9 protein-coding genes are annotated in these 10341 nt (G+C 70.9%); 2 read left to right on the top strand and 7 right to left on the bottom strand.

Annotation, left to right across the window (positions count from 1 at the left end; translation table 11 throughout):
* The first annotated feature begins 140 nt into the window (after positions 1 to 140).
* Positions 141 to 2045 (top strand): ABC transporter ATP-binding protein, encoded by a 1905-nt coding sequence (locus AS96_RS01740; protein WP_036284979.1) that lies wholly within the window; start codon positions 141 to 143, stop codon positions 2043 to 2045.
* Positions 2046 to 2051: 6 nt separating this feature from the next.
* On the opposite strand, the gene AS96_RS01735 is transcribed toward AS96_RS01740, so the two are convergent.
* From AS96_RS01735 to AS96_RS01705, 7 genes are read right to left on the bottom strand one after another with little or no spacing between them, the layout of a single operon-like run.
* Entirely contained in the window at positions 2052 to 2252 is a 201-nt protein-coding gene (locus tag AS96_RS01735) for a hypothetical protein (RefSeq protein WP_036284974.1), read from the bottom strand.
* Between the two features lie 25 nt (positions 2253 to 2277).
* Positions 2278 to 3246 (bottom strand): glycosyltransferase family 2 protein, encoded by a 969-nt coding sequence (locus tag AS96_RS01730; RefSeq protein WP_036284971.1) that lies wholly within the window; start codon positions 3244 to 3246, stop codon positions 2278 to 2280.
* Positions 3243 to 4421 (bottom strand): cysteine desulfurase family protein, encoded by a 1179-nt coding sequence (locus AS96_RS01725; RefSeq protein WP_036284969.1) that lies wholly within the window; start codon positions 4419 to 4421, stop codon positions 3243 to 3245. The genes AS96_RS01730 and AS96_RS01725 overlap by 4 nt, the downstream gene beginning before the upstream one ends.
* 14 nt (positions 4422 to 4435) lie before the next feature.
* Positions 4436 to 5320, bottom strand: coding sequence for a carboxylating nicotinate-nucleotide diphosphorylase (nadC, locus tag AS96_RS01720; RefSeq protein WP_036284967.1), 885 nt, complete (start codon positions 5318 to 5320; stop codon positions 4436 to 4438).
* Positions 5314 to 6900 carry an L-aspartate oxidase gene (gene nadB, locus AS96_RS01715; RefSeq protein ID WP_036284977.1) on the bottom strand — a complete coding sequence of 529 codons (1587 nt, stop codon included), beginning with the start codon at positions 6898 to 6900 and terminating at the stop codon, positions 5314 to 5316. Before nadB ends, nadC begins: the two co-directional genes overlap by 7 nt.
* A gap of 8 nt (positions 6901 to 6908) precedes the next feature.
* Positions 6909 to 8231: a quinolinate synthase NadA gene (gene nadA, locus AS96_RS01710; RefSeq protein WP_016464707.1), complete on the bottom strand. Its 1323-nt coding sequence runs from the start codon at positions 8229 to 8231 to the stop codon at positions 6909 to 6911.
* Complete coding sequence (locus AS96_RS01705) at positions 8228 to 8962, bottom strand: NUDIX hydrolase (protein ID WP_005053731.1); 735 nt, start codon at positions 8960 to 8962, stop codon at positions 8228 to 8230. Before AS96_RS01705 ends, nadA begins: the two co-directional genes overlap by 4 nt.
* Before the next feature lie 150 nt (positions 8963 to 9112).
* Between AS96_RS01705 and AS96_RS01700 the strand changes: the two genes are divergently transcribed.
* The gene (locus AS96_RS01700) at positions 9113 to 10297 is read left to right on the top strand and encodes a MarP family serine protease (RefSeq protein WP_036284959.1); all 1185 of its coding nucleotides are present in this window, start codon (positions 9113 to 9115) and stop codon (positions 10295 to 10297) included.
* The last annotated feature ends 44 nt before the right edge of the window (positions 10298 to 10341 follow it).

Genomic DNA, 10341 nt, shown 5'->3' with positions numbered 1-10341 from the left:
CCTCCGCATGCTCCTCGCCGCCGGCGGACTCACCCCATGACCCCCACCGAATGTCCGAAGAGCCATCAATCTCGTCGCCGGCCTCGGCTGAGCCGCCGCCCCCTCCGGCACGGGGTTAGAGTGACCCGGTGAGTATGGGCATGGGGGGAATGGGGCCGGGTGGTCGTCCGGCGGCCTTCCGCGGTGTCGACGAGGGGGCCCAACGACGACGGAATGCCGAGGCCCCGGTCATCCCGAACCTCGGCGCTCGGGTCGTCGCCCTGTTCCGCCCCTACCGTGTGCGCATTCTGGTGACGGCGGTGATGGTCGTCGTCGGCGCGGCGATCGGTGTCGTCCCGCCCCTCATCGTGCAGCGCATCTTCGACGACGCGCTGTTTCCCACGGACGGTGCGCCTCCCGATCTCGCGCTCCTGTTGCGGTTGGTGCTCACCATGATCGGGCTGTTCCTGTTCTCCGCCGTGCTCGGCGTCACGCAGACCTGGCTCACCTCGACGGTCGGGAATCGTGTCACCGGAGACCTGCGGGTCCGCCTGTTCGATCACCTGCAGGCGATGGAGCTGGGCTTCTTCACCCGGACGAAGACCGGGGTCATCCAGTCGCGGCTGCAGAACGACGTCGGCGGCGTCTCGGACGTCTTGACCAACACCATCACCAGCATCCTCGGCAACACGGTGACCGTGATCTCCGCGCTCGTCGCCATGATCCTGATCGACTGGCGGCTGACCATCATCGCCGTGATCATGATGCCCGCGCTCGTGCTCGTGCAGAGGCGGGTGGGGCAGGTGCGGGCCCGTATCGCGGGGCAGACGCAGGAGTCGCTGAGCGAGTTGACCAGCATCACCCAGGAGACGCTGTCGGTCAGCGGCATCCTTCTGTCTAAGGCCTTCAACCGCCAACGGGCGGAGTCGGAGCGCTACCGCGCAGAGAACCTCAACCAGGTGCGTCTGCAGGTGCGCCGGGCCATGAGCGGACAGGGCTTCTTCGCCGTCGTGCAGGTCATCATGGCCTCGGTGCCCGCCGTCATCTATCTGGTGTCGGGCTACCTCATCGCGGGCGGTACCGGCGCGATCACGGCCGGCGCCGTCGTCGCCTTCACCACGGTGCAGGCGCGCCTGCTCCAACCGCTCATGGGGCTGATGCGTGTGGCGCTGGATCTGCAGACCTCCCGGGCCCTGTTCGCGCGCATCTTCGAGTACCTCGACTTGACGCCGGCCATCGTCGACGCTCCCGACGCGATCGACGTCGCGCGGGCCCCCGGGCCGATCGGACGGGTCGAGTTCCGCGACGTCGTCTTCCGCTATCCGGATGCCGCGGGCGACACCCGCCCGACGCTCGACGGAGTGTCCTTCGTCGCCGAGCCCGGCCAGCACATCGCTTTCGTGGGGCCGTCCGGCGCGGGCAAGACCACCATCGTCTACCTTGCTCCGCGTCTGTACGAAGCGTCCGAGGGCGCCGTCGTCTTCGCCGGGCGGGATGTGCGGGGGCTCACCCAGGACTCGATCGTGGAGAACGTCGGCATCGTGTCACAGGAGACCTACCTGTTCCACGCCACCATCGCCGACAACCTCCGCTACGCGAAGCCCGATGCCACCGACGAGGAGCTCGTGGCGGCGTGCACGGCGGCGAACATCCACCACGCCATCGCGAGCTTCGAGCACGGCTACGACACGGTCGTCGGCGAGCGCGGCTATCGGCTCTCGGGCGGCGAGAAGCAGCGGATCGCGATCGCGCGCGTACTGCTGAAGGATCCACCGGTGCTGCTGCTGGACGAGGCCACGTCGGCTTTGGACACCGTCTCGGAACGGGTCGTGCAGGAAGCGCTGGACAATGTGGCGCGGGGGCGCACGACCATCTCCATCGCACACCGGCTGTCCACCGTCGTCGGTGCCGATGTCATCCATGTCGTCGAAGCGGGGCGCATCGTGGAGTCGGGAACCCATTCCGAACTCCTCGCCCAGGGCGGGCTCTATGCGGAGCTGGCCCTCGAGCAGATGGCGGCTGCGACGATCGAGGGCCTGGAGGCGCAGGCGCGGGAACAGGCCTGAAAGAGCTCAGGCCGGTTTGTTCCCGTCTTCGGACCCGATCGCGTCCGTGGGGGCCGGGATCGGCTCGTTCTCGGCGATCGCCTTCGGCTTCGGGTTGACGAGCTCCTCCGTGGAGAGGGCCGCGAGCTCGTCGATCTCGGCACGGATCGCGGCGAGATCGGGACCCGTAGGACGATCGGGGAGGTGAGCGGCGTCGGAATCGGTCATCCGCTCAGCATATCTCCGGCTCGTCTCACCACAGTTCAGCCGCGCTGCGCAACCGGGCCGCGGCGTGGTCGAGTTCGATGGACTCGGCACCCGCACGGTCGTGGAGGGCGCGGATGAACGTGCCGAGCGTGCGTCGGTAGGCGTCGTCGGGGCTGTCTTGCGCGATGCGAACGAGCGGAGGGACGTCCATCTCCAGAATGAGACGGATGCGGGCACGGACGGCGGCGCGCTGGCCGGCGCCGTCGAGCACGGCGATGCCTCCGCTGAGCGCGTCGAGATAGTCCACGAGCACGGGGAGCAGATTCTTGTTCTGCGTGATCGATGAGCCGTCCGCGCGCTCTCGCCAGTGGACGACGACGTCGGGGATGACGTCGATGGCGCGCGCGGCCGTGTAGAGGCGTTGCGCGACCAGCTGATCTTCGTAGAGCTTGCCCTCGGGAAAGCGCAGGCCCGTCCGCCGCCACAGCTCCACCCGGCTGAGCTTCGACCACGCCACGACGTTGCCGGAAACCTGGGGATGCGCCGCCAGCGTCGTCGCGAGCCGCGGCGGATCGGTGGCGGCGCGAACCCACGGCTGCACGGGACCGGGACGGTAGACGCCGGCCTCATCGGCGCGCAGCCGCACGTAGGCGCCCACGACGACGTCGCTGCCAGAGCGCGTGAGCGTGTCGACGAAGCGTTCCAGTGCGCGCGGGGTGAGCACGTCGTCGGCATCCAGGAATCCGACGAACGGTGTCTCGACGAGATCCAGTCCGGTGTTGCGGGCAGCCGACAGCCCGCGCGCGACGGGATGGCTGACGACATGGAAACGATCGTCGGATGCCGCCGCCGCCGCAAAGACCTCCCCGGTCGCATCGAGGGATCCGTCGTCGACCAAGATGGCGCGCCAGCTCGTGAGCGTTTGGGCGCGGAGGGAGTCCACGGCCTCGTGCGCGTAGGCGGCGACGTCGCGTCCGGGGACGATGACGGTGACGGTGACGACGGGTGTGCTCACGGCCCCGATCGTACCGCCGTCACCGATGCGGCGACCGCGTCCGCGGCGGCATCGAGCAGCGCTGCGGCCCGCTCCTCGTCGCCGGCCCCGAAGTCATGGCCGAAACTGAAGCGCACGGCGGTCTGGGCGAGCTCCGGGGTGATGCCCAGCGCGAGCAGCACATGGGACGGCTCGTCGCTTCCGGCGGCGCACGCGGAGCCGCTGGAGGAGACGACGCCACGGCGTTCGAGCTCGAGCAGCACCGACTCGCCGCTGGTTCCCGCGAAGGTGAAACTGGCCAAGGAGGGCAGGCGACGCACGGGGTGACCGGTGAGCTGCGAGGAGGGGACGAGGGCCAGCACGCGGGCGGTGAAGCGGTCGCGCAGCGCGCCGACGCGTGCCGCTGCGGCGAGGCGCTCGCGCTCCGCGATCTCCAGGGCGGTTGCGATCGCGACCGCGCCGGCGACGTTCTCGGTGCCGCTGCGCCGCTCGCGCTCCTGGCCGCCGCCGTGGAGCAACGGTTCCAGAGGCACGCGGCCTCGGATCGCGAGCACGCCGATGCCCGGGGGAGCCCCGATCTTGTGTCCGGCGACCGAGATCGCATCGGCTCCGGTGTCGGCCAGCGGCAGCCAGCCCGCCGCCTGTACGGCGTCGACGTGCAGCGCGACGCCGGCCGCGCGCGTCACCGCGGCGATCGCGCCCAGATCCTGAACCGTGCCGACCTCGTTGTTCGCGTAGCCGACCGACACGAGCGCGGTCTCGGGGCGAAGCGCCGCGGCGATGTCCGCGGGCGCGACGAGGCCCGTCGCGTCCACGGGCAGCCGGGTGATGGTCGCGCCGTGCACACGCTCCAGGTACCCGCAGGAGGCGAGGACGGCTTCATGCTCGATGGGCGTGGTGATCACGTGCATCGGAGCGCTTCGGCCTCCGCCGCGATGCAGCGCCGTGCCGATCGTGATGCCCTTCACCGCCAGGTTGTCCGCTTCGGTGCCACCCGAGGTGAAGACGATGTCGGCGGGGCGCATGCCGAACACGGCGGCGACGCGCCGTCGCGCATCCGAGAGGACGGATGCCGCGGCCTCACCGACCGTGTGGTGGCTGGACGGATTACCGAACCGATCGCCGAGGTAGGGCAGCATCGCCTGGACCACGTCGGGACGTACCGGGGTGGTGGCAGCGTGATCGAGATAGAACATCGCTTCCTCGCGGGTCAGGCACCGCCGCCGTTGCTCGCGACGCGGGCGTCCAGGCCCAGATCGAGGGCACGGGCGGAATGCGTCAGGGCTCCGACGGAGATCACGTCGACGCCCGTAGCCGCGATCTCGGACACGGTGTCCAGGCTCACTCCGCCCGACGCCTCGACCGTGGCGCGTCCGGCGATGAGTGCGACCCCGGCGCGGAGGTCGTCGAGCGCGAAGTTGTCGAGCATGATCGTGCCGATGCGCGCGGCGCCGCCGCCGGCGGCGAGGACGGGTTCGATCTGCTCCAGCCGGTCGACCTCCACCTCGACGTGGGTCGTGTGGGGCAGGGCGGACAATGCGCGACGCAGTGCGGTCGTCAGATCGCCGCCGTCGGCGGTCAGCACCGCGAGGTGATTGTCCTTGGCCATCACGGCGTCCGACAGCGAGTAGCGGTGGTTGTGACCGCCGCCGCTGCGGACAGCGTGGCGTTCGAGCGCCCGCAGCCCCGGAGTCGTCTTGCGGGTATCGGCTATCCGCGCGCCGGTGCCGGCGACCGCGTCGACGTAGCGCGCGGTGAGGGTGGCGATGCCGCTCATGCGCTGCACGAGGTTGAGACCCACCCGTTCGGCCGTCAGGACGCCGCGTGCCGGCCCACTGACGGTCGCGAGCACATCTCCTGCGCCGAAGGCCGCGCCATCGGCAGTCGCCACGGTGACGGCGGTGGCGGGGTCGGTGAGGGCGAACGCCGCCGCGAAGACGTCGCCGCCGCTGAACACGCCGGCCTCTCGTGCGACCAGGTCTGCCGTCGCGACGGCATCGGCCGGGATCAGATAGTCGCTGGTGACGTCACCCCACGGCGCGTCCTCCTCGAGAGCGGCGATGACGACGCGCTCGATCTGGCGTGCGGTCAGCATGCCGACCCCTGAAGCTCGCGTCGCGCCGGGGCGGATGGCGCGGACGCATCCTCGTCGCGGCGCGCGTGCGCGCCCACCGATGCGGTGCGGGCGAGCGCGGCATCCACCAGGCAGGCGGCCACCAGGAGCAGGTTGGCATCTTCGAACTCCGCCTCCGTCCGCGGCGTGCGCTGCCCGACCCGCCAGCTGCCGATCACGGCGGCGGCGTGGCGCAGACCCACCGCATCACGGACGAGCCCCGCGTGCGCCCACATCAGCTCCTGCAGCGCAGCTCGATGCCACGCCGCCGCCGCTGCGGCGAAATCTCCCGCCGGGGCGGTCGCCGCAGCGGACGGCGCGGTGACGGGCCACGCACCGGACGCGGTGTCGCCGACGATCGCGTCACCGGCACGTGCGCCGAACACGGCTCCCTCCAGCAGCGAGTTCGAGGCGAGCCGGTTCGCGCCGTGCACGCCGGTGCGCGCGACCTCGCCCACCGCATACAGTCCCGCGACGCTCGTGCGCCCCTGGAGGTCGGTGACCACGCCCCCCATCAGATAGTGCGCGGCCGGCGTCACCGGAATCGGCTCCTGCGACCAGTCCAGCCCGCGCTCTCGCACGGCGGCGTCGATCGTGGGGAACCGGCGCCGAAGGAAGGCGCCGGCCCTCTTGCGCGCCGATCCTGTCGCGGCGGTGTCCAGGCCCAGGCCGGTCGCGTCGAGGAGCACCGGCTCGCCGCCCTGGCCCTCCATCACCGCGGCGATCGCGCGGGCGACCACGTCGCGGGGTGCGAGCTCGGCGTCGGGGTGGAGGTCGAGCATGAAACGCCGCCCCTCCTGGTCGCGCAGGACCGCCCCTTCGCCGCGCACGGCTTCCGAGACGAGGAAGGGTTCCGTGCCCTCGACGGACAGGACGGTGGGATGGAACTGCACGAACTCCAGGTCGCAGACGCTCGCGCCGGCACGCACGGCCGCGGCGATGCCGTCGCCGGTGGCGACGGCGGGGTTGGTGGTGTGCGCGTAGAGCTGACCGACACCCCCGGTCGCCAGCACGACGGCATCCGCCGGGATCCGATCGCGCCGCGTGTCGCCGACCAGGAGGTCGACGCCGCACGCGCGACCGTCGCTGTCGAGGATCAGATCGACGAGGAAGGCGTGCTCGATGACGCGGGCCCCGCTGGCGCGCACGCGTGCAACGAGCGCCTTCTCGATCACGCTCCCGGTCGCGTCGCCCCCTGCGTGGAGCACCCGCGGGTAGGAGTGCGCGGCCTCCAGTCCCTTCACGAGAGCGCCATCGCTGCCGCGGTCGAACGCGACGCCGAGCTCGATGAGTTCACGGATGCGCTCGGGCCCTTCGCTCACCAGGACGCGCACGGCGGCGGGATCACTGAGCCCGGCCCCCGCGACGAGAGTGTCGTGCTCGTGCGCGGCGGCACTGTCGTCGTCGAACATGACGCCTGCGATGCCGCCCTGGGCGTAGCGCGTGTTGGCGTGTTCGAGCACGTCCTTCGTGACGAGGGTCACCCGGCATCCGGATGCCGCGGCGTGCAGCGCCGCGGTGAGCCCCGCGATCCCCGAGCCGACCACGACGACGTCAGGCACGTCGACGCTCACGGCTTGGCCACCAGCATCCGCTCGAGGGCGACGCGTGCGGGGTCGGCGACGTCGGCGGGCACCGTGATGCGGTTCACGACGTCGCCGGCGACGAGGCGCTCGAGCACCCAGGCGAGGTAGCCGGGGTGGATGCGGTACATCGTGGAGCAGGGGCACACCACCGGGTCGAGGCAGAAGATCTCGTGCTGGGGGAACTGCGCCGCGAGACGCTGCACGAGGTTGATCTCGGTGCCGATCGCGAACGTCGTCGGCTCGGTGGCGGCGGCGATGGCCTTGCGGATGTAGTCGGTCGATCCCGCCTCGTCGGCCGCGTCGACGACGGCCATGGGGCACTCCGGGTGGACGATCACGCGCACGCCGGGGTGCTCGGCGCGGGCCTTGTCGATCTGGTCGACCGTGAACCGGCGGTGCACCGAGCAGAACCCGTGCCAGAGGATCACCCGGGCGCTGTCCAGCTCGTCGGCGCTCGAGCCGCCGAGAGGCTTGCGGGGATTCCACATGGGCATCTGCGCCAGGGGCACGCCCATCGCCTTCGCCGTGTTGCGACCGAGGTGCTGATCGGGGAAGAACAGCACCCGGCGCCCGCGGGCGAACGCCCATTCCAGCACGGTGCGCGCGTTCGACGAGGTGCAGACGATGCCGCCGTGCCGCCCGACGAAGCCCTTGATCGCCGCCGAGGAGTTCATGTATGTGACCGGGATCACCGGGACACGCCCGTCGGCATCAGCGGCGGTCAGATCGCCGTAGACGTCTTCGAGCTGCTCCCAGCACTCCTCCACCTCGTCGATGGAGGCCATATCGGCCATCGAGCAGCCGGCGGCGAGGTTGGGGAGGATCACGGCCTGCTCGGGGCGGGAGAGCAGATCCGCCGTCTCAGCCATGAAGTGCACGCCGCAGAACACGATGGCGTCCGCGTCGGGGTGCTCCAGCGCCGCGTTCGCGAGCTGGAACGAGTCCCCGACATAGTCGGCGTGCGTGACCACCTCCTCGCGCTGATAGAAGTGGCCGAGCACGACGACGCGTTCGCCGAGGGTCGCCTTCGCGGCGCGGATACGGGCGTGCAGCTCGTCTTCGGATGCCGTGCGGTACTCCGCCGGAAGTTCGCCCTGACGGGGCGCCCCGGTGGGGATCACGTCGCCCATCGACGAGCCGGGTCCGTATCCGGGGCGCGCGTCGAAGGCCCACGGTCCCGCCGCGAGATCGGTGTTGCAGGTCTCGGCCGTCGACGCGCCGGCGACGATGGCCTGGACGGCGTGGTCGACGCTGGGGTCGACCTCGCCGTCGGGGCGCGGTTGGAGGGTGAGGAAGGTGGCGCTCATATCGTGACCTCTTCGGGAAGGACGGATGGTGCGGCGTCGGCGACCGCGCCGGGTGGCAGGGGCCCGCGTTCGGCGAGCTCCACGTCGTGGTTGTAGCGGTAGAGACGCGCCGGCCGGTGGCTGCCGGTGCGAAACGCGTCGGTGGGGATCAGCGTCCCCGAGTTCTCCACCTGCCGGCGGAAGTTCGCGGGGTCCAGGTCGCGTTCGAGGATCGCCTCGTACACCTCGCGCAGATCAGACAGGGTGAACAGTTCGGGCAGCAGCCCGTGGGCGATGCGGCTGTAGCCGACTTTGTTGCGCAGACGCCACAGCGCGTAGTCGACGATGTGGTTGTGGTCGAAGGCCAGGGCCGGCAGATGCGCCGCGTCGAACCACCTCACGTTGTGGGCGTCCGCGGGAAGCTGGGCGCCTTCGCGCAGCAGCGCCCAGTAGACGATGGACACGACGCGACCCGGGGCGCGGCCGACGTCGCCGAACGCGTAGAGCTGTTCGAGGTAGCTCGGGGCGAGGCCGGTCGTCTCGGCCAGGGTTCGTGAGGCTGCAGCTTCGAGGTTCTCGGCGGCATCCAGCCAGCCTCCCGGAAGGGCCCAGAGTCCCTCGTGCGGATCGCGCGTGCGACGAACCAGCGGCAGCACGACGGCGAGGCGTCCCGACTCGTCGCTGCGCAGGCTGAAGATGACCGTCGAGACGGCGACACGGATCGTGTCGGTCGGGGCGCTTGTTCTTGTCATGATGACCATAACCTCGCAGACGATCTTAGAGTCATCTGGACTTGAAGGGCAAACCCGCGCCGCCGCCGAAAACCCCGATCGCGCTCGACCGGCAGCATTCGTGCAGGAATCGCGGAGCCGTACGCGTTACGGTGTGCGCGGAGGTTCCCCGTGCTGATCGTCGACATCATCGCCGTCGTGGCGCTGCTCCTCGCCCTCGCGTCGGGTCTGGCGCGCGGATTCTTCGCCAGCCTCGGCAGCGTCATCGGGATGATCGCCGGCGCCGCCGCGGCTCTGTGGCTGCTGCCTCTGGTGACCCCGTGGCTGTCCACCGTCGTCCCCTCCGGAGGTTGGCGCACCGCGGCGCTCGCCGTCGCCGCGATCGTGCTCGTCGTCGTCGGGACCGCGTCCGGTACCGCGATCGGGATGGCGATTCGTCGCGGCGTCGACCGTGCGCGGCTGCGTGGACTGGAGCGCTTCCTCGGCGGCGTGCTGACCACGGTGGCCACCGCGTTGGTTCTCGTGCTCGTCTCCTCGGGGCTTGCGACCGCGGGCATTCCGTACGTGTCCTCGGCGGTCGCCTCCTCGCGCGTCATCGGTGCGCTCCAGGCGATCACGCCGCCGCCGGTCCAGGACGCGCTGACCCAGGCGCGCGGCGCTCTGCTCTCGGACGGGCTGCCACGGCTGGAGGCGGCGATCGGTGCGGTGGTCACGCCCACCGACCCGCCGATCACGCTCGACGATCCCGCACTGCAGAACGCCGCCGCCTCCGTCGCCCGCGTGAGCGGCACGGCCTATGCCTGCGGGGTCTCGATGACCGGGTCGGGTTTCGTGGCAGCGCCAGGACTTGTCGTGACGAACGCTCATGTCGTCGCAGGGGTGGACACGCCCGTGGTGGAACTGCCCGGCGGTCGCGCAGGGGAGGGGCGCATCGTGTTGTTCGACCCGGTGACCGACCTCGCGGTGATCTCCATCGGCGGCCTGCCGGCGACGCCCCTCACCGTCGCCGATCCGGCCCCGGCCGGAACGCAGGCCGCCGTGCAGGGCTACCCGCACGGCGGTCCGTTCACGAACGTGTCGGCGGGGATTCTGTCGGTGTCGTCGGTACCCGTGCCCGATATCTACGACTCGTCGGTGAGTCCGAGGGAGATCTACGCCTTGCAGGCGGACGTGCAGCCGGGCAACTCCGGCGGCCCGCTGCTGGATGCCGCCGGCGACGTCGTCGGCGTGGTCTTCGCCCGCGGCGCCGACGGCGAGGGGCGTGGCTACGCGACCACGACGAACGTGCTGCGCCCGGAGCTCGAACGGGTCACGACCGACTCGCCGACCGTCGCGTCGGGACGCTGCACGCGCTAGCCGCTGATGTGCGTCGAGCCAGGCGCTATGCTGACAGGGCAACT

The sequence above is a fragment of the Microbacterium sp. MRS-1 genome, assembly GCF_000585455.1.
Classification (GTDB): Bacteria; Actinomycetota; Actinomycetes; order Actinomycetales; family Microbacteriaceae; genus Microbacterium; species Microbacterium laevaniformans.
The sequence above is the reverse complement of the archived record's forward strand: the minus strand, read 5'-3'. Positions and strand labels throughout refer to the sequence as shown.